Source organism: Pseudomonas sp. A1230 (assembly GCF_044218825.1).
Lineage (GTDB): Bacteria > Pseudomonadota > Gammaproteobacteria > Pseudomonadales > Pseudomonadaceae > Aquipseudomonas > Aquipseudomonas iridis.
Map to the genome: position 1 here is coordinate 1671006 of NZ_CP162582.1, position 18226 is coordinate 1689231.

The following is an 18226-nucleotide window of genomic DNA, read 5'->3' on the forward strand; positions in this document are numbered from 1 at the left end:
TAAATGAACAGATTAATCTCCTTGCTTTTTTTGATAAGTTTTTCAATGCTTGCCAGCTGCGCGATGGCTAAACCTCGATGCGATGACTTTCTGGCAAAACTAAGCGACAAGCCTGATTTTGTAGAGTACGTGGAATGCACTCAAAACAATGATGAACAGGGAAAGCCTCTCATTGCTCAGTACCGCGTAAAAGGCTCAGACGCCCTTGAAGCGGAAAAATACATGAACCAGACTTTCAACCTTCCGATGCTCCGGTTTATCTGCTGCGGCTGGGACTCAACATTTTATTCTTATCGCGATAAAAAAACCCAGCGATGGTATCTGCTCGGCATGGGCTCCGAGGAGACGCCGGTGAACAAACGTAATTCGTGGTCAGAAATAAAATTCTTCAACATCACTGTATCCATCAATACCGAAGAGATCTGAGCACAGTCAGTAAATATGGATGATCACGTGTGCCGCGATGCCCATTAAGTAGATCGAAAGGTTCGGGTGCGGGACGTTGCGCATGAACGGGTTCAATACTTGCGAAAACCGCTTCTGTAAATGTGCTTGATCCTCATCGAATTGACGAACAGCGCCTGGCAACACCTCCTCAATTGCCTTGTTATGAGCCGGCGCAACGCTGTGTTCGGCGACGATCATCTCAACGATCATGGTCAGCGCTTCTCCAAGAGAGCGCTGCTGCTGCGGCAAAACCTCCAATGCTTCAGCAGATCGGTGCGCGTTTTCTAGCGTCAGTATAGAAAACCCAATCTGACGTTTTTACACACTCAGGGCCAGAAGCGGACGATCGCCGCGCTCGAGAGCGCGGCATCAATCCATTGACTATACTCGTTGCTGACAAACTCGTTACTCAATTGTCTCGCGGCGAAGGCGCTTGTAAGGATTGTCGAAGTGCCTGAAAGCTGTAATTGCAGTTTTTAGCCATCGATTGCGGAGGGTCTCTTTAATCGTGCAGCACGAATGCTAGCTTCAGCTGTGTCAGATCTGAAGCTTTGTGCATATTCGAAGCTACCGGGTGGGCATACCTGGATAGCGTTTCGATGTAACGAATTATTTCGGGGATATTTACCTGTAGAGTGGATCAGAATACGATGTGGACGGTATCTGCTGCTTTCATCAGGCGCGAGTAAATCATGTGAGTTTAGTGCATGACAAAGCGACTTTAATAGTGATCTTTAAAGATGCGTAAGGCCTCGGATAGACAAAATTCTAAACCGGATACAGACTCTACAAGCCCACATATAAATACAATATAATTGAGAGCTAAAAAATGAATGACGTTGACCCACCGACTGATCCCCCAAAAAACTTCAGTATAGTCATAGTGAATTACAAAACACCAGAAATCACTAAGATATGCTTGGAGTTATTGCGCCAACACCTTGGTAGCAACGGTGCCCCAATATGGGTGGTTGACAACTATTCGGCCGATGAAAGCACCCGGTACTTACGAACACTTGATTGGATCAATTTAATCGAACGATCTGTTTCTGAACCAGAACTAGGCCATATCGCACACGGCAAAGCACTCGACCTGGTTTTGGAGCGAATTGAAACTGATTATTTATTCTTGATGCACACCGATACATTTATTTTCGATAAAAATGTCTTTCCGATGATGCTGAACAGATGCATAAAAAACAAAAAAGTCTTAGCCGTTGGGTGTGTAGAGCAAATAAATCGAGGCGCTGCGAGAACTGCTTGGCGCTTTAGTTCTCGACTATTAAAACATCACTATAGACGCCTTAAAATCTCTTTTGGATTACGATCCAGAGCACCAAAGCCCTATAGAGAAGTCTATTTGAAGAGCTTCTGCACATTGTGGAACTGCAAACTTGTAAAACAGCATGGCATGCACTTTTCGATGGATGATCGTGTTCCTGGATATACCCTTCAAGACCGCATGATCGAGCTTGGCTATGTCATTGAGTCTTTATCGTCACGTAAAATTTTCAGCTATCTCGATCATATCCAGTCCGGCACTGTCGCAGCGGCTGGCGGCTATGGAGAGACTCATAGACGAACCAGAATGTACAACAATATACTTAAGCGCCTGAACAAATTTAACAGTAATGATTAAACCACACCGGCATGCACGAACCGTGCGTTCGGATTTGCTTTAAGTCACCACAAGTCGTTGTATTAAATATCGGAGTAACAATGGCAGTCATTACTCAAACACTACCCATGAACCTTTCACCTGAGCTTGATTTCGACCAGAACAGCGCCAGCGCCTTTGGTGATTCATTGGCTAGTCACTATGTTCAGGCTACGCCATTTCCGCACATAGTCATCGAAAATTTCTTGCATGAAGATCTGATTGCAAGTATTTGCTCAAATTTCCCGGTCGAACCAACCAACAACGAAATGCTCTACGAGCGCGGCTATAAAGGGCAACGAAAACGCCAAATCAGCCCAAATGAATGCTCTCCATTTTTAAAGACTATTTTCAATGCTTTCAACTCCGCACCCATGCTGCAATTTCTCGAGAAGTTAACAGGCATCGAAGGATTGATACCTGACCCCTACTTTACCGGCGGTGGTTTGCATGAAACGAAAAGTGGTGGTTTTTTGGGGGTGCACTCGGACTTCAGGCTCAATAAGAGGCTTAACGTCGAGCGCAGGCTGAATATCATTATTTATCTAAATAAGGACTGGAAAGAAGAATATGGGGGTAATTTGGAATTGTGGGACATCCAGATGAAGACCTGCCTTAAGAAAATCCTGCCTGTTTACAATCGCTGCGTCATTTTCAATACAGACAAAGACAGCAATCATGGGCACCCAGAGCCTTTAACAACACCAGAGCACATCACCCGCAGGTCGATAGCGCTTTATTACTATACCGCCAGTACTTTGGCGATCGATCCGGCTCAAAGAAACAAAACTCACTACAAACCTCGACCGAAAGATCGTTTCAGCCTCAAGTACTATATGAATAAAATATTCAAGAAGAAAAAATAAGCTATACAGCCAGTCGATTGAGTTCGTGCTTTTTAAGCTTTAACTTGCGAATCCGCATTCGCTTTGCACGCTCAATCGCAGCTATGCAGTCACTTGTTGATCTCTTCACTCGTTTCACAGTCGCGGCATTACCGGCTGTCGGCTTTGGGTCGGTTGCGGCCCTTCGCAATTGGCAAACTCCGGTCAATTTCAGCCATTGCTGACCCGCAACTTCACGCCCCGCGGAATTCAGTCAACCTCAATCGGGATTCCTCCGCAGTGGTGAACCACGCTTGCTCAAGGCATTCAACCAGGTGGTTTTAACGCTCAACCCTGCGCCATTGGACAATGGCGATATAAATACGGGTGGCGAACACCGAACACCGACCACCCGTTTACCCGACTGCTTACTTGGCCATCTCCGCCCGGGCCGCAGCGATCTTGGCTTTTACCGAATCGAGGTTGAAGCTCGCGCCTTTTTGCATCGGCGGGAACTCGATAGCCGTTTCCGCCAGCTTGGCGACTTGCTGCTGGACGAACACGAAGCGCCAGAACTGGTATTTGAACCAGTCGAAATACTGCTGCGAACCTTGCGCTGCCTGATTCTCCGGCCAACCCATACGTTCGAAGGGGTCAAGGCGCAGGTTGGTCAGGATCGGTACGTCGACCGCCACCTTGGCGCCCATCCAGCCGCCTGGCTGGTCAATAAAGCGATATTTGTAGTCGCCTATTCGCACCGCACCCAGCGCACTCTCGCCAAAATAGAAAATTTCGTTACGGGTCGACGGCCCCTTGCCCGTGATCATCGGTGTCTGGTCGTAGCCGTCAAGATGCACCTTGTAGGTTTGGTCGCCCAGTTGTTTGCCTTTGAGCAGTTCCTGAGTGATGTTCGGGTTGCCGGCCGCCGCGACCAGAGTCGGGAACCAGTCCATACCCGAAATGATGCCGTTGGCAATCTGATTGGCCGGTACCTTGCCAGGCCAACGAATGATCGCCGGAACCCGGAATCCACCTTCCATGACGGTGCCTTTGCCCATGGCGAACGGCGTGGTGCCGCCATCCGGCCAAGTGAAGTTTTCCGCGCCATTGTCAGTGGTGAAAATGACAATGGTGTTGTCATCCATGCCGTCTTTTTTCAGCTTGGCCATGACGTCCCCGACGATATCATCGAGCTGTGCCATGCCGGCTTCTTGCTCCGACCAGCCATTTTGCGAGTTGCGCATGGCTTCGTACTTGTCAGACAGGTGCGTAACGATGTGCATGCGGGTCGGATTCAGCCAGAGGAAGAACGGTTTGTTGTCCTGCTTGGCCTTGTCGACGAAGGCGAAGGCTTTGTCGCGAATCTCTTCGTCGATGGTTTTCATCCGTTCCGGATAGAGCGTGCCGGCGTCTTCGATTTTCTGTTTGCCGACCTTGCCCCAGCGCGGCATGACTGTGGTGTCATCGGTGGTGGTCGCCCAACTGTGGACCATATTGCGCGGGCCAACGGTGGCAAGAAGCTCCTGCGGATAGTTGGGGTGCGACGGGTCTTCCATGGCGTCGAGGTGATAGAGGTAGCCGAAGAATTCGTCGAACCCGTGCACGGTGGGCAAGAATTCGTTGAGATCGCCTAGGTGATTCTTGCCAAACTGGCCCGTGGAATAGCCCATGGATTTCAGCGCTGTAGCGATGGTCAAGGCTTCGGCGGGAATACCAATGGGAGAACCGGCCTGCCCAACAGTGGTCATCCCGGTACGGATCGGCAGTTCGCCGGTGATGAAGTTGGCCCGCCCGGCGGTACAACTGGCCTCGGCGTAGTAGTCGGTAAAACGCATGCCTTCAGCCGCGAGCTGGTCGAGGTTCGGTGTTCGACCGGCCATCATGCCTTGGTTGTAGACACCGATGTTGGACCAGCCAATATCGTCACCCATGATGACTACAATGTTAGGGGCTGTTTTGTCGGCGGCTTGAGAGAGGCCGGGGAAAACCACTGCAGACAACAGTATTGATACAGCGAACGCCGTTGATAACTTTGTCCGGTTCATGTTGAGCTCCTGCGTACTTGCGTGAGTACCTGAGACGAGCCCCCGACCGTCCTTAAAGTGCATCCCCCGTGAAGAGCGTAGGTACGAATTGCTAATAATCCAGTATTAGTTTCTCGACTGTAAGCTGTTGTTTCATGGGCTTTACAGCTCTACCGTCAGATCGATGGTGGCACCCCATCCGCCCAGGGGCCGCGTATCCAGGTAAAGATAAATCTTCTTTTCGCATCATCGAGTGTCCCTGTGCAGTTTGAAATTACTGAGCAAACACGAACGCTTCTGGAGGCTGTTAGTGCTTCGAAGCCTGAATGGCTGCTTCGAGCAAAGGGCCCGTGATCCGGCGGCCATTTTAATCATCGACAAAGTGATTGATTCGGTTAGCCATGTGCCGACATGACTGCGAGCGCACGATTCTCGAACGCCCGCTATTGGCCGACTACTACCCGTCACCAAGGGCAGAAAAAGACCCAAACGGCCGGTTCTTTATGGAAAGGGGTCTGACCCAGTGTTCAGGTCAAAAGCATTGGCATCAGGCCAGGGCTTTTGGGTCTACAGTCTTGTATATCGGGCAGTGGAAGCAGTTGAAATGAACGTGTCGTCTTCGATCTCGCCGCCAAGGCATATTGTCCTGCTGGGCTACGGTGGTTTGCTGCCGTTTATTGGTCTTGCGCTACTCATCCTCACGTCTGTGGAATATCGGCCGTTTTTGGCGGTGGCGCTGGTCAACTATGGCGCGGTCATCCTGAGCTTCGTCGGCGCGTTGCACTGGGGCTTCGCCATGTCAGTGCAAAACATGAGTGCCGAATTGCGCCGCAACCGGCTTATATGGAGCGTCATCCCGGCGCTTATCGCTTGGCTCAGCACGTTGCTACCGGTGCCAGTGGGTTGCTTGCTGTTGATCGTCGGATTTGTCGTCCACTACTGGCAAGACCGGCAGTTGGTCCGGGCTGTGAACCTGCACGCCTGGTACCTGCCGATGCGATTTCGCCTGACAGCGGTGGCTAGCGTTTGCCTGCTTATTGGCGCAATCGCCGTAGTCATTTTTTCGTGAAACCGCGCCGGCCCGAATCGTCTGCAGTGCCGGGCAGTCGCTTGTCGCGGCTATTGCGTTTTGGCAGTTTGGCCTCCGGTGTGGCGGGCGGCATGCTGGCCGAAGGTGTGCGGCAGTTGGCTCAAGGTAAACGTCCGGCGTTCAGTGATCTGCTGTTGACCCCGGGCAATGCGCAACGGGTGGCCGAGCAACTGTCGCAATTGCGTGGTGCGGCCATGAAGGTTGGGCAGTTGTTATCAATGGATGCGGGTGATTTGTTACCGAGCGAGCTGAGCAACATACTTTCTCGTCTGCGATCCGACGCGCATCCGATACCCATGAGCCAGTTGGTAGCAGTCCTTGACGAAAGCTGGGGCAAGGGCTGGGAAGGACGCTTCGAACGGTTTTCCTTCACGCCTTTGGCGGCGGCATCCATCGGCCAGGTTCATGCTGCGAAAGGCAAAGACGGGCAACGTCTGGCGATCAAGGTGCAATATCCGGGTGTGCGCGAAAGTATTTCCAGCGATGTAGATAACGTCGCTACTTTGCTGCGCATGTCCGGGCTGCTGCCTCCCGGCATGGACGTCACAGCACTGCTCCAGGAGGCCAAGTCCCAACTGCAAAATGAAGCCGATTACCTGAAAGAAGCTCAGCACTTACAGCGCTTTCATGAACTGTTAGCCGACAGTCCGGACTTTCTGGTTCCTCGTGGGTATGCCGAGTTCAGTAAGCCGAACATTCTGGTGATGTCCTTCGCCGACGGCGCCGCATTGGAAAGCCTTGAACACGCGCCACAGGCAGAGCGCGACCGGATCGTGACATTGCTGTTCGGCCTGCTTCTGCGCGAGGTGTTTGAGTTTCAGTGCGTCCAGACCGACCCCAATTTTGCCAATTACCTTTATCAGCAAGACACCGGGAAGATCGTATTGCTCGACTTCGGTGCCACGCGCCTTTATAGCCGCAACAGCACCGAGGCATTTCGCAAACTGCTAGTTGCAGGCCTGCATGAAGACCGCGCCGCCATCACCGAGGCGGCGCTGGAAGTGGGCTACTTTCAGCATGAAACCCTGACCAGGCATCGGTTATTGCTGACCGACCTCATCGCCCAGGCCTGCGAGCCACTGCGGTATCAAGGTGCCTATGACTTTGCGATGTCTGACCTCGCAGGACGCTTGCGCGATGCAGGGTGGCAACTGGGTGCCGATCGTGACTTCTGGCACACGCCACCGGTGGATGTTCTGTTTCTGCATCGCAAGGTGGGTGGGTTGTACTTGGTGGCCTCGAAGCTAAAGGCGAGGGTGGATGTGCGATGCCTGTTCGAGCCTTACGTGGTTTGAGCGATTCCCGAACGAAAAATATCCCGGCAGGCTTACGTCTGGCCACTTCAGTTGCACATCGCTTCGTTGTCGAGCAATTCTCACACGACAGCTTTGGCTTCAGCCTTGATAGTTGATTTGCGATACGTCAGCAATACGATGCCGGTGACCACAATCACCCCGCCCAGAACCTGCCCTGTGCTGAGCATTTGGTCCAGCACAATCCACCCCATCAACAACGTCGCCAACGGCTCGATGTTCATGACCGGCGCATTGCGTGGCATGTCCAGCCGAGGCACGGAAATGAACAGGACGATGAAACCGGTGCCATAGAGCACCACCAGCGTGGCAAGGGCCAGCCATCCGGTGGAGGTCGCGGGCAGGTTCAGTCCGCTTGGGAAGGCGCCCGTCAGTCCTGCCAGATTAATGCTGCTGAAGACGATAAAAATGGTCAACAGACTGCGCGCCGAGCCGCGTACCTGAGACAACTTGTGGTCGGTGATCCACAGCGCGCAGGCGAACACGCTGGCGGCGCAGAATGCCAGCGTGACGCCCAGCCACCATTCCGGGCCGACGCCGGTCGTCGACGAAAGACGTCCGGGCACGTCCAGCACAAACACCAGCCCCACCAGAATCAAACCCATCAGCGCTGCGGTGCGTGCGGTCGGTCTCGGGCCGCCCATCGCCCAGGTGAGCAACGCCAGCAGAATGGGAAACACGTTGGCCACCAGCAGCGCCAGCGCTACCGGGATCCGAGCGACGGCGGAGTACAGACACAGGCTTTGCGCGGTAATCAGCAGACCCAGCAGTAACTGCCAGCGCCAGGCACCTGCCGGCAGACGCAGGCTTTGCCGTTGCCACAGCACCAGGATGGCGAGCACCAGTAAAGTCCCGCCCGAGCGCAGCAAGATCGCCAGCAACACCCCCACGCCATCATCAAAAGCGACTCGTGCCGCCACATGGTTGCCGGCGAAAGCACAGCCCATGCACAGAAGAATGATCACGGCCAGATGGCGGGGGAAGGGTGTCGGAGCTGTTTGCGCAAGGGTAGAGCGGGGCATGGCAGATCTCGAACAGTGCTCGGCCATTCGGGATGGCGTGCGGGTTATTGTTATGTTGTCGTACAACTGCTCGTTTTGTACCGCAATCGGATAGGTCGGGCAAGGCGTGCGGCGTCCGAACCACTTTGCTACTGAGGCTCATGCCGGTGGAATGGCGCAAATGCTGGTGGAGGTTCGCTGCTGCCCCCCCCTGCATCCTCACAGGAATAGGCAAGCATTCAAGAGGAATGCACTAGGGCCCGAGCCGATTGACCGGGACAATGTGTCGATCTGTTACAGGGGAGTGCTCACGCCGGCGACAAACCGCTTGAACCCCTGCGCATCACATCAACACGCTTCTGGCACCACAGGTAATTCCCATGACTTTCCTTTCTACAGAAAAACGCGGCTGGAGCGCGGTGCTGGCCATGTCGTTGGCCGCATTCGCGTTGGTCTCTTCAGAATTCATGCCCGTCAGCCTGCTGACGCCTATTGCGGCAGACCTGCACATCACCGAAGGCCAGGCAGGGCAGGGGATTTCTGTGTCCGGTGCCTTTGCATTGATCACAAGCCTGGTCATTGCATCGATCGCTGCTCGCGTCGAACGCAAGAAGTTGCTGCTGTGCCTCACCTTGCTGATGATCGTGTCCGGCACGATCGTCGCGCTGGCGCCGGGCTACCCGTCATTCATGGCTGGGCGTGCCTTGATCGGCATCGCCATCGGCGGCTTCTGGTCATTGTCGGCGGCAACTGCGATGCGTCTGGTGCCGGCAAATCAAGTTTCCCGTGCGCTGGCCATCGTCAACGGTGGCAACGCGCTCGCTACGGTAATCGCCGCCCCAGCAGGCGCCTTCCTGGGTTCGCTGATCGGCTGGCGCGGTGCGTTTTTCTGTGTTGTTCCTGTCGCCGCACTGGCGGCCGTGTGGCTGATGATGAGTCTGCCGTCCTTCAAGACCGAGCGCCCGACAGGCAGCGGCAACGCCCTGCGACTGATGAAACAGTTGCCGGTCGCATTAGGAATGGTCGCCGTCAGCGTATTTTTCATGGGGCAGTTCATGCTGTTCACTTACCTGCGCCCGTTTCTTGAGGGGGTGACCGGTGTCAGCGTCTCGACATTGTCTTTCATGCTGCTGGGGTTGGGGCTTTCAGGTTTGATCGGAACCTTTCTGATCGAAAAATTCATCCGCAATAGCCTCTACCGCACGCTGACGGTTATCCCTCTGATCATGGCTGCCATCGCGCTGGCTTTAGTGAACTTCGGCGCGTCGCCGTGGCTGACCGCGGTGTTGCTCGGCCTCTGGGGGCTGGTCGCTACGGCCGCTCCCGTTGGATGGTGGACATGGCTGGCGCAAACGCTTCCCGATGATGCGGAAACCGGCGGGGGTATGCTGGTGGCCATCGTCCAACTGGCTATCGCAGGAGGGGCGATCGTTGGCGGGCTGGCGTTTGATCTGAGCGGTTATAAAGCCACCTTCGAGCTCAGTGCGGCCGTGTTGGTTGCTGCGTCCATGCTCGCCTGGCTGGCGGGGCGCAGTGCCACTGAAGTTCATCTTGCCGAGTCGAACGTGACGGCCTGACATACTCATGCGCACATCATCGGCCCCCCGGGAAGTGGAGCGGCAGCCTGATGGCACTCTTCAGAGGGAAAGGGTTTGCGGCGCCACCACCCACACGCTGCAAGGCATTTTGTACAACAGATGTTCCACCGTACTGCCGACCAGTCGGCCTATCCCTCGATGGGCAACACGGCCCATTACGATCACATCGACGTCGTACGCATCGGCGTAGCTGGAAAGCACCTTGGCTGGATCTCCCATGATCATGTGCTGGTTTTCTGCGGGGATATTGTTGCGCGCAGCCAGCGCCTGGAAGGCTTCGCCTTGGGCGTCAAACAGCCTCTTGGCGGCGCTGGAGGAAAAGAACGCGGACGCGTTATCAAAGCCGAATTCGTCGGCGCTGAGGGACGACAGGTCATGGGCATAGATCACGTCAAGTTCGGCGTTGCAGGTACTCGCCAGCCTTGCCGCTTCGCTCAGGATCCGGTCGTTGAGTCCCTCGTACTGGCCATCGCGATGGAAGGGATCGACGGCGGCAACGATCCGACGCGGCAGGGCATGTTGTACGTGACTGACAAAATGCAGCGGTACCGGGCATTCACGCAGCAGGTGGATGTCCAGCGGCGTGAACATAAGGCGTGATAGCAGCGATTCATGCTCCAGTGCTTTGATCAGCGCAGCCATTGGCTGTTCCCGCAGGTGGATGAGGATTTCCTGCAAGGGCCGGTCAACCCACACCACTTCAGTGGTGACGTGCACACCGATTTTGCGCAGTGGCCGGGCCTGGTCTTCGAGCCATTGGTGATGGCGCTCGACGTAGCCCAGGCGCATCTGTTCCAGGGCCTGTTCGTTGACCAGCCCGGCGGTCGCCAGACCCTCCAGATAATCGAACGCCACGATGTGCAGTGCGGCATCCGAGGCTTTAGCCAGTGCGGCGGCGCGATCGAACGCAGGGCTGTTCTTCATCAGCGGCGAGGCGACGAGCATGAAGCGTGCTTGATCAGACATAACAAAACTCCCGTGGGTAATCACAGCAGTAATGCGCTCACAAACTCAAACGTTCAGGAGCAACGGCAGCGACATGCACCGATCCTGGCGCGGGCGGCGGCGGGGCGCTTGATATTTGTCAAATGCCTGGCTGATCAATCACACCAGCGGATGCGCGGTCGGGCATTCCGGCTCATCCACCGATTGTTGACCATTATCAACCTGCGGTCTGACGGCGCGGCGCAAGCTCGGGTCGAGTGCTGAACTCAAACGCGCCACTGGCGCAGGGAGAAGTCACCATGGCCACGATGAAAGCCGCGATCTTCGTTGAAAAGAACCGCATCGTGCTCGACGACAAGCCGATCCCCGAAGTAGGGCCACTGGATGCCTTGATCCGCATCACTACCACGACCATTTGCGGCACCGATGTGCATATCTTGCGCGGCGAGTACCCAGTGGCCAAAGGGCTGACCATCGGCCACGAACCGGTCGGCGTCATTGAACGACTGGGTTCGCAAGTCCGCGGATTTGTCGAAGGGCAGCGGGTGATTGCCGGCGCCATTACCCCCAGCGGGCAAAGTTATGCCTGCCTGTGTGGCTGCGGCTCGCAGGATGGCCCCGAGACCCGGCATGGCTTCAAGGCCATCGGCGGCTGGAAGTTCGGCAATACCCTCGACGGCTGCCAGGCCGAGTACGTGCTGGTACCGGATGCGCTGGCCAACCTGTGCCCGATTCCCGATGGACTGAGCGACGAACAGGTGCTGATGTGCCCGGATATCATGTCTACCGGGTTTTCCGGCGCTGAACGTGGCGAGATCGCTATTGGTGACACGGTCGCCGTTTTCGCCTTGGGGCCCATCGGCCTGTGTGCCGTGGCCGGGGCGCGCCTGAAAGGCGCCACCCGCATAATCGGTGTGGACGCGGTGCCTGAACGAATGAGTGTGGCCCGCCAGTTGGGCGCGACCGATATCGTCAACTTCAATGACGGTGACGTGGTGGAGCAGATTATGGCGCTGACCGATGGCCGTGGCGTCGATGTGTCCATCGAAGCGCTGGGCACTCAGGGCACTTTCGAGTCGGCATTGCGAGTCCTGCGCCCCGGTGGGCGCCTATCCAGCCTCGGCGTGTATTCCAGCGATTTGCGTATCCCGCTCGGCGCGTTTGCCGCGGGCCTGGGCGATTACAGCATCGTCTCCACCCTGTGCCCGGGCGGTAAGGAACGCATGCGTCGCTTGATGGGCGTGGTGCAGAGCGGTGCGGTAGATCTCTCGCCGCTGGTGACTCACCGATTCAAACTGGACGATATCGAAGCCGCCTATGAACTGTTCGCGCATCAACGCGACGGCGTTATGAAGGTGGCAATCACTCCTTGAAAGCATATGGATTTGACGCAGAAGTCGAGGTTTTCATGAACATCGAGATCACCGAAAGACAGGCGCCCCATGTCTGGGTCGTGCACCTGGATGGCTGGGTTGTGAGCTTCAGGAGCGTCAAGACTGCGCAGGATTTTGTCGATGTGCTTCAGGCCCGCATCAATGCACCTCATGTCTGGCCAAATGCTTGTGCTCAGACGCCAACGAGGCCGATTGTGGCTCACCGGATGGGTGCCAGCGTTGAATGATCGCTCTGAGCTGCGTGCAGGGCAGTTCGCAAACCCTGCGCGGCGTTACCCATCATGAACGAAGTTTTCGATCTTTCCGGTGCCGCGGCGGCGTTGGGGATCGGCATGCTCATCGGCCTTGAGCGTGAACGGCACAAGGGCACTGGCGATGCGCGACACTGCGCCGGCTTGCGCACGTTCGCCATTACCGCTTTGTTGGGCTATGTCGCGCTGCAAGTTGGCGGTGGCCTGCTGTTGGGGATCATCGCCGCCTGTGTGACGCTGCTGATTAGCGTCGCGTATTGGCGCAGCCTCAGCGACGATCCCGGGGTAACCAGCGAGGTGGCGTTAATCACGGTGTTGCTTTTGGGTGCGTTGTGTACGACTGCGCCGACACTGGCAATTGCCCTTGGCGTGGTCATCGCGGGTTTATTGGCGTATCGCCAGACGCTGCATCATTTTGCCAACAGCCAATTGACCGAAGCTGAAATGCGCGACGGCCTGATCTTGTTGATCGCGGCGCTGGTCGTGTTGCCATTGGTACCGGATCGGTACATGGGACCCTACGCCGCGATCAATCCACGCACTATTTGTACGCTGACGGTGTTGCTGATGCTGGTCGGCGCGACCGGTCATATCGCCGTGCGTATGCTGGGCACCCGCTATGGCTACGTGATCAGCGCAATCGCGTCGGGGTTCGCTTCGAGTACCGTAACGATCGCCACCATGGGCCAGCGAGTCGTTCATGAACCGGACAACATCAGGATCCTCAGCGCGGCCGCCATTCTGTCCAATCTTGCCACGGTGGTTCAGGTCGGCCTGATCTTCGCCATGGTTGATCCGGAATTGCTGCGCGACGTGTGGGCGCCTTTGGGTTTCGGCTTGGTAGCGACAGTCTCTTATGGAGCCTGCCTGATGTTTCCCGACCCGACACGGGGTACCCGCAGCGAGCCGATCAAGACCTCCGGCGCGTTCAATCTCAAACTCGCAATAATCGTGACGCTGACCCTGACCGGCATCACGCTACTGTCATCGGTAATGCTCAACAACTTTGGCCAAGCGGGAATGATGCTCACGGCGACCCTGACAGGTTTTGCCGATGCGCATTCCGCCACAGCCTCCGTGGCGAATCTTGCCAAAGCGGGGCAGCTGCCATATGACGCCATAGCCGCGCCCGCGCTGATTGCCGTCAGCAGTAACTCGGTGAGTAAATGTGTAGTGGCCTGGGTCAGCGGCGGCAGACGCTTCGCCGCCTATGTGATTCCGGGCCAGCTATTGCTGACGCTTGCGATGTGGGTCGGCTACGTGTTGATTTAATCGCAAGCTGACTCGCAACCCGGCGCCGTCAAAATCCGTGCAGTTGCTGATAAAGATCAAAGTGCTTGCGGCCGCAGCGTTCACGCTGAAGGTCTATTCCTTATGGCTGGCCGCGTGCCGAGGTATCCAATGTCGCCAACTCAGCATTTACTGTTGATCGCTCCTCCCGTCATGGAACGCACGCCGGCGTTTGAGCGCGCGGCGGCGCTTGCCCAGGCCATGCAAGTGCCGCTGCATATTGTGGCCTTCGACTATGTGCAAGCACTGGCGGTGGCAGGCCTGTTTGCCCCTGAGCAAATCCGCCTGGCCCGCGATGGTTATTTGCGCACCCATCGTCAGTGGCTCACAGAGCAGGCGTCATTGCTGGCAAGGCATCACATCAAGGTCACCACCGAGGTGGTCTGGGTTCAGGATCCCTTTGCCGAGATCCTGCAGTTCGTCAATGAGATGCCGGTGATATTGATCATCAAGGATGCCCAGCACGAGTCCGCGTTGAAGCGAATTTTTTATACCCCGCTGGATTGGCAACTGTTACGCGATTGTCCAGTGCCGGTTCACCTGGTAACTGACGACACTCATCCCCGCCCGCGCAATGTACTGGCCATCGTCGATGTCTTGCGCAGCGAAGAACAGGATTGCCTGTTCAACGACCAGATCCTTGATGCAGCCACCCGACTGGCTGAGCAATGTGATGCCAGACTTGAGCTGGTGCATGTGTATGACTGGACGACGGTTTACACCACGGACATGGGGTTCGGCGCATTGCCGTTGGCCACCGGTATTCATGAAACGCTGGGTAGCGCTCAGCATGAGGCGTTTGCGGCCCTGGCCGAGCGTCACGGCGTACCAGATCCATGCCGACATTTCATCGAGGGCGCGCCGGTGCCGAGTATCTGCGAGTTCGCCGACAAGATGCAGATTGACGTCATTGTGATGGGAACGGTGCAGCACCACGGCTTGAGCAAGTTGTTAGGCACCACCGCCGAACAGCTGCTGCATCGAGCTCCGTGCAGTGTGTTGGCGATCAAGCCGCAACACACCTTGCAGTCCTGAATCTGGATCGCCCCGTGATGAGTCGTTGGCCGACACATCACGAGGCGATTTTTTACAGGTGAAGTCGATGAATGACCTGGCGCGGATCGTCTGGATCATTCTGAGTCTCAAACCCTAGACTTTTGGCCAGATCACGCATCAACGCGTTACTCGCGGCGTCGACCGAATACATCTGGCGAAAACCGTTGTGGCGGGCAGCCTTGATCAAGTGCTCCATCAGCAATGTGCCCAGGCCCAAGTGCCGCCATTCATCGGCGACCGTCACGGCACATTCGCATTGATGTTCGCCTGTGGCGGCATAACGGCTGATGCCGATTTCGATCAACTTGCCGTGCTCGTGAACCAGTGCAATGAAGGCCGTGCGCTGTTTGTTGTCGGTGTCCATCAACTGGTCGAGCAGGGCGGTGCCGGGCTCGCTGATCTGGGCAAGAAAGCGCATGTGCCTGGATTCGGGAGACAGGCGCTTGATGAAGTTGTATTCGCGCTCGCGATCCTTTTCCGAGAGCGGGCGGATCAACACATGGCGGCCGTCCTTGAGCGCCTCAATCCAATATTGGCCGGAGACCGCCGCATAGGCGGCTACGGCCTGATCGTTGTGGTCTTTAACGGTGAGCATGGGTCATCCTCCATCCAGTTGAAAGGCTGGCGCGCGGTGAAAAAACGTCCGCTTGGCTTCCTTCTACACCGTTGCCCGCGGCTGCATCTGATCTAAGTCAGACACCGGCCATCGCGGTTTTTCATTGGCATCGGTTGGATGTAAATCGACGAAGGGCAGGTGGGGCGGGTGCAGTCTTAGGCTCTGCCGGCCCATGGCGCTGGAATCAGCACTCAAACGTGTTTTCATCACGTCGCTAAGGTATTGCATAGATCTTGAATAGCTTTTTGGCCGAATCACCGGCTCCCCCCAGATATTTTTCGAAGGCCCGTTCAATGTCGCCGGATCGATACATTTCGCTCAGCGCAGTGTCGACCAGCAGACGGAAATCTTCATCCTCCCGGTCCACTGCCATTGCAGTCGGTGCGTACTCAAAAATCCGCTCTAGCAGTACCAGGTTTCCTGAAGGGTAATTCCTGGTTAGCAGATGCTCGAGCATCATGCGTTCAGCGAAGAACGCATCGGCTTTGCCACTGGCAACCAGATTGAGACCTGCATCTGTGTTCTCTACTGTGACCAAAGTGGCTACAACACCCAGCAATCGCATCTGCTGATGTATCCACGTCTCGGTGACACCGCCAGCGATGGCGACATACGTCTGATTGGATAGACCAAGGTTCACAGTCGCTCGCCACGTTGGTCCTGTATAAGCCACCTTGCCGCCCAGCACATTGAGCAAGGCTTCGGAAGCATTCTGGCGGACCACTGCCGAGAGACCGGCAGTGTAAATCGGCACCGAGTAGCTGACGATCTTTCGCCGTGCCAGTGTGGGTGGGGTCGGCGTACAAAGAATGTCGATCTTCCCCGAACTGACGTCATTCATCTCGTCTTTGAGTGAGACAGGTTGGTATTGAATTTTCAACTCAGGCAAATTCAAATCGGTCTTGACCTTCTCGGCTATTTTCAGACAAAGATCGATGGCATAACCGCTGGCTTTATCGGCTGCCTGATCACTGAAAGGCACGAAGTCAGGTAGGTAGCCGAGAGTGATAGCGTGACTCGCGCGTATGCGCTCAAGCGTGTTGCCATGGACCATTATCGGTAGCAGCGCCAGTATGCAGACGAGCAGCAGGTTGTTTGATTTGGCAAGTTTTACGTTCATAGAAGGGCTTCCTCGAATTCAGATATCTGTACCGTACTGAAGACTTGGATCAAGGGTCTTCGGCCCGAGTGCCAGCAGGCGCAGGGGCGTCGACAAAACGTTTAGCGAGGAAACCGTAGAGCAAGTAGCCGAACACCAGAACAAGGATGCCGCCGAACACGGCGTCTTTGCCGCAGGCATACAGCGCATACAAGGAATAGGCCACTGCAACCACTAACAGCAGAGTGTTGCGCGTGTATACGCCTGCGCTGACTTTGGCTTTGTACATCATGACCAGCAGCCCGGTTGCTGCCGTCACGTAGGGGATCAGATTGGTCACCGCTGCGAGGCTGACGAGTTTTCCGAACTGTGCACTCGCGTTTGGCGAAATGGTCGACAGCGCCATCAAGGTCTGCAGCACGCCACAGACCAGCATCCCGACGACGGGGGCATTGTGTGCGCTGACCTTACTGAACAGTTTTGGGAACATGCCCTGATCAGCCGTCATCTTGGCGGTTTGCGCCAGAGTGAACTGCCAGCCCAACAGTGATCCCACACAGGCCATCACCGCGAGCGCCATGATGATGTTGCCGACCGTGGGGTTGAACATATGCGCATACACGAGCGCGAAAGGGGCTGATGAGTTGGCCAGTTCGGCATTGGGAATGATGCCCTGAATGACCGTCGTCGATAGCACATAGACTGCGGCTGCCCCCAGTGTGCCGAACAGGCATGCCAGCGGCACGGTGCGCGAGGGGTTTTCCACCGCGTCAGAGGCCTGGGCAGCCGACTCCATGCCGAGAAAGGCCCAGAGGGTCAGAGGAATCGCTTTGCTGATCGCTTCGGATGTCGGCAGGTTGTTCGGGTTCCAGGCTGCGACTATCAGATCGGTTTTGAACCAGAACCAACCGATGATGCTCAAGCCCGCCACGGGGATGATCACCCCCCAGACAGTAACCGCACCAATCTTGCCCGTGATGCCAGGGCCGCCAAAATTAGCCACGGTGGTTAACCAGAGCAAGCCGACCGTTCCGATGAACAATGGAATGGCGCCGCTTCCCAGCCAAGGCATGAACGATGTCATGTATCCCACTGCGGAGATGGCTACCGCCACGTTGGCGATGGCCAGCGACAGGAAATACAGATAAGAGCACAGGAAAAAACCTGATTTTGCGTGCGCTTCTTCGGTGTAGGCGGATAACCCACCTGAGCGCAGACAGTAGATGCCACATTGGGAAAAACAATACGCGATGGCCATGGAGCCAACAGCGGTGACGATCCATGACAACAATGAAACAGCCCCGAGTTGGGCCATGCTCGTCGGCAACATAATGATGCCTGAGCCCATCATGTTTACCGCAACCAGTGTGGTGAGCCCCATGAGGTTCATTTTCTTGCTTGAGTCGGCCATCGGAATCCCCTCGATCTGCGAAACGCATTACCGCTCAACCATCGAATGCACTGCGAAGCAGGCTCATGCTCCTGCCCAAACTTCGCTATATGAGAGCTGTTCGGACAGACGCTTAGTCACGCTCTCGTCACAACACTAGTACCGGCAGACGGGGGCATTTCTGATAATTATCAATCAATACGATTTGCAAGCCGTGAGCCACCTGGTTTG

17 protein-coding genes are annotated in these 18226 nt (G+C 55.8%); 10 read left to right on the top strand and 7 right to left on the bottom strand.

Features of this window, described 5'->3' with window-relative positions; translation table 11 throughout:
• Nucleotides 1–3 precede the first annotated feature (3 nt).
• Complete coding sequence (locus tag AB4P97_RS07950; RefSeq protein WP_395602368.1) at nt 4–426, top strand: DUF4952 domain-containing protein; 423 nt, start codon at nt 4–6, stop codon at nt 424–426.
• Between the two features lie 6 nt (nt 427–432).
• On the opposite strand, the gene AB4P97_RS07955 is transcribed toward AB4P97_RS07950, so the two are convergent.
• Nucleotides 433–696: a hypothetical protein gene (locus tag AB4P97_RS07955; protein WP_395602369.1), complete on the bottom strand. Its 264-nt coding sequence runs from the start codon at nt 694–696 to the stop codon at nt 433–435.
• 580 nt (nt 697–1276) lie between these two features.
• On the opposite strand from AB4P97_RS07955, the gene AB4P97_RS07960 reads away from it, so the two are divergent.
• Nucleotides 1277–2086, top strand: coding sequence for a glycosyltransferase family 2 protein (locus AB4P97_RS07960; RefSeq protein ID WP_395602370.1), 810 nt, complete (start codon nt 1277–1279; stop codon nt 2084–2086).
• A gap of 80 nt (nt 2087–2166) precedes the next feature.
• Nucleotides 2167–2970, top strand: a complete 804-nt coding sequence (locus tag AB4P97_RS07965) for a 2OG-Fe(II) oxygenase (protein WP_395602371.1) — start codon at nt 2167–2169, stop codon at nt 2968–2970.
• Nucleotides 2971–3356: 386 nt separating this feature from the next.
• Here AB4P97_RS07965 and AB4P97_RS07970 read toward each other — a convergent pair whose 3' ends face one another.
• Nucleotides 3357–4973 carry an arylsulfatase gene (locus AB4P97_RS07970; RefSeq protein ID WP_395598810.1) on the bottom strand — a complete coding sequence of 539 codons (1617 nt, stop codon included), beginning with the start codon at nt 4971–4973 and terminating at the stop codon, nt 3357–3359.
• A 583-nt stretch (nt 4974–5556) separates the two neighbouring features.
• Here AB4P97_RS07970 and AB4P97_RS07975 point away from each other — a divergent pair.
• Both AB4P97_RS07975 and AB4P97_RS07980 read left to right on the top strand, forming a co-directional pair.
• Complete coding sequence (locus AB4P97_RS07975) at nt 5557–6021, top strand: DUF3429 domain-containing protein (protein WP_395602372.1); 465 nt, start codon at nt 5557–5559, stop codon at nt 6019–6021.
• Nucleotides 6018–7337 carry an ABC1 kinase family protein gene (locus AB4P97_RS07980; RefSeq protein ID WP_395602373.1) on the top strand — a complete coding sequence of 440 codons (1320 nt, stop codon included), beginning with the start codon at nt 6018–6020 and terminating at the stop codon, nt 7335–7337. Before AB4P97_RS07975 ends, AB4P97_RS07980 begins: the two co-directional genes overlap by 4 nt.
• Before the next feature lie 80 nt (nt 7338–7417).
• On the opposite strand, the gene AB4P97_RS07985 is transcribed toward AB4P97_RS07980, so the two are convergent.
• Nucleotides 7418–8377 carry an EamA family transporter gene (locus AB4P97_RS07985; RefSeq protein ID WP_395602374.1) on the bottom strand — a complete coding sequence of 320 codons (960 nt, stop codon included), beginning with the start codon at nt 8375–8377 and terminating at the stop codon, nt 7418–7420.
• Between the two features lie 359 nt (nt 8378–8736).
• Here AB4P97_RS07985 and AB4P97_RS07990 point away from each other — a divergent pair, with 359 nt between their 5' ends.
• Nucleotides 8737–9933, top strand: coding sequence for an MFS transporter (locus tag AB4P97_RS07990; RefSeq protein WP_395602375.1), 1197 nt, complete (start codon nt 8737–8739; stop codon nt 9931–9933).
• A 60-nt stretch (nt 9934–9993) separates the two neighbouring features.
• Here the strand turns inward: AB4P97_RS07990 and AB4P97_RS07995 are convergent, their stop codons facing one another.
• Nucleotides 9994–10920: a universal stress protein gene (locus tag AB4P97_RS07995; RefSeq protein WP_395602376.1), complete on the bottom strand. Its 927-nt coding sequence runs from the start codon at nt 10918–10920 to the stop codon at nt 9994–9996.
• A 278-nt stretch (nt 10921–11198) separates the two neighbouring features.
• Here AB4P97_RS07995 and AB4P97_RS08000 point away from each other — a divergent pair, with 278 nt between their 5' ends.
• The 4 genes from AB4P97_RS08000 to AB4P97_RS08015 all read left to right on the top strand — a co-directional run bounded on the left by AB4P97_RS08000 (nt 11199) and on the right by AB4P97_RS08015 (nt 14869).
• Nucleotides 11199–12272: an NAD(P)-dependent alcohol dehydrogenase gene (locus AB4P97_RS08000; RefSeq protein ID WP_395602377.1), complete on the top strand. Its 1074-nt coding sequence runs from the start codon at nt 11199–11201 to the stop codon at nt 12270–12272.
• A 35-nt stretch (nt 12273–12307) separates the two neighbouring features.
• Nucleotides 12308–12520, top strand: a complete 213-nt coding sequence (locus AB4P97_RS08005) for a hypothetical protein (protein ID WP_395602378.1) — start codon at nt 12308–12310, stop codon at nt 12518–12520.
• A gap of 54 nt (nt 12521–12574) precedes the next feature.
• A complete protein-coding gene (locus tag AB4P97_RS08010) occupies nt 12575–13816 on the top strand; it encodes an MgtC/SapB family protein (RefSeq protein ID WP_395602379.1) in 1242 nt (413 codons plus the stop codon).
• A 129-nt stretch (nt 13817–13945) separates the two neighbouring features.
• Nucleotides 13946–14869 (top strand): universal stress protein, encoded by a 924-nt coding sequence (locus AB4P97_RS08015; RefSeq protein WP_395602380.1) that lies wholly within the window; start codon nt 13946–13948, stop codon nt 14867–14869.
• Between the two features lie 52 nt (nt 14870–14921).
• Here AB4P97_RS08015 and AB4P97_RS08020 read toward each other — a convergent pair whose 3' ends face one another.
• The 3 genes from AB4P97_RS08020 to potE all read right to left on the bottom strand — a co-directional run bounded on the left by AB4P97_RS08020 (nt 14922) and on the right by potE (nt 18016).
• Nucleotides 14922–15485: a GNAT family N-acetyltransferase gene (locus tag AB4P97_RS08020; protein ID WP_047303411.1), complete on the bottom strand. Its 564-nt coding sequence runs from the start codon at nt 15483–15485 to the stop codon at nt 14922–14924.
• Nucleotides 15486–15720: 235 nt separating this feature from the next.
• Nucleotides 15721–16626 carry an amino acid ABC transporter substrate-binding protein gene (locus AB4P97_RS08025; protein ID WP_395602381.1) on the bottom strand — a complete coding sequence of 302 codons (906 nt, stop codon included), beginning with the start codon at nt 16624–16626 and terminating at the stop codon, nt 15721–15723.
• 49 nt (nt 16627–16675) lie between these two features.
• The gene (gene potE / locus AB4P97_RS08030; protein ID WP_042558941.1) at nt 16676–18016 is read right to left on the bottom strand and encodes a putrescine-ornithine antiporter; all 1341 of its coding nucleotides are present in this window, start codon (nt 18014–18016) and stop codon (nt 16676–16678) included.
• Nucleotides 18017–18226: the final 210 nt, after the last annotated feature.

Bases quoted from the DNA above. Each gene is read 5' to 3' on its own strand.
- AB4P97_RS07975 (WP_395602372.1), top strand. From the start codon at position 5,557: ATGAACGTGTCGTCTTCGATCTCGCCGCCAAGGCATATTGTCCTGCTG.
- AB4P97_RS08010 (WP_395602379.1), top strand. From the start codon at position 12,575: ATGAACGAAGTTTTCGATCTTTCCGGTGCCGCGGCGGCGTTGGGGATC.
- AB4P97_RS07965 (WP_395602371.1), top strand. From the start codon at position 2,167: ATGGCAGTCATTACTCAAACACTACCCATGAACCTTTCACCTGAGCTT.
- AB4P97_RS07995 (WP_395602376.1), bottom strand. From the start codon at position 10,920: ATGTCTGATCAAGCACGCTTCATGCTCGTCGCCTCGCCGCTGATGAAG.
- AB4P97_RS07990 (WP_395602375.1), top strand. From the start codon at position 8,737: ATGACTTTCCTTTCTACAGAAAAACGCGGCTGGAGCGCGGTGCTGGCC.
- AB4P97_RS08025 (WP_395602381.1), bottom strand. From the start codon at position 16,626: ATGAACGTAAAACTTGCCAAATCAAACAACCTGCTGCTCGTCTGCATA.
- AB4P97_RS08000 (WP_395602377.1), top strand. From the start codon at position 11,199: ATGGCCACGATGAAAGCCGCGATCTTCGTTGAAAAGAACCGCATCGTG.
- AB4P97_RS07970 (WP_395598810.1), bottom strand. From the start codon at position 4,973: ATGAACCGGACAAAGTTATCAACGGCGTTCGCTGTATCAATACTGTTG.
- AB4P97_RS07960 (WP_395602370.1), top strand. From the start codon at position 1,277: ATGAATGACGTTGACCCACCGACTGATCCCCCAAAAAACTTCAGTATA.
- AB4P97_RS08015 (WP_395602380.1), top strand. From the start codon at position 13,946: ATGTCGCCAACTCAGCATTTACTGTTGATCGCTCCTCCCGTCATGGAA.
- potE (WP_042558941.1), bottom strand. From the start codon at position 18,016: ATGGCCGACTCAAGCAAGAAAATGAACCTCATGGGGCTCACCACACTG.
- AB4P97_RS08005 (WP_395602378.1), top strand. From the start codon at position 12,308: ATGAACATCGAGATCACCGAAAGACAGGCGCCCCATGTCTGGGTCGTG.
- AB4P97_RS07985 (WP_395602374.1), bottom strand. From the start codon at position 8,377: ATGCCCCGCTCTACCCTTGCGCAAACAGCTCCGACACCCTTCCCCCGC.
- AB4P97_RS08020 (WP_047303411.1), bottom strand. From the start codon at position 15,485: ATGCTCACCGTTAAAGACCACAACGATCAGGCCGTAGCCGCCTATGCG.
- AB4P97_RS07950 (WP_395602368.1), top strand. From the start codon at position 4: ATGAACAGATTAATCTCCTTGCTTTTTTTGATAAGTTTTTCAATGCTT.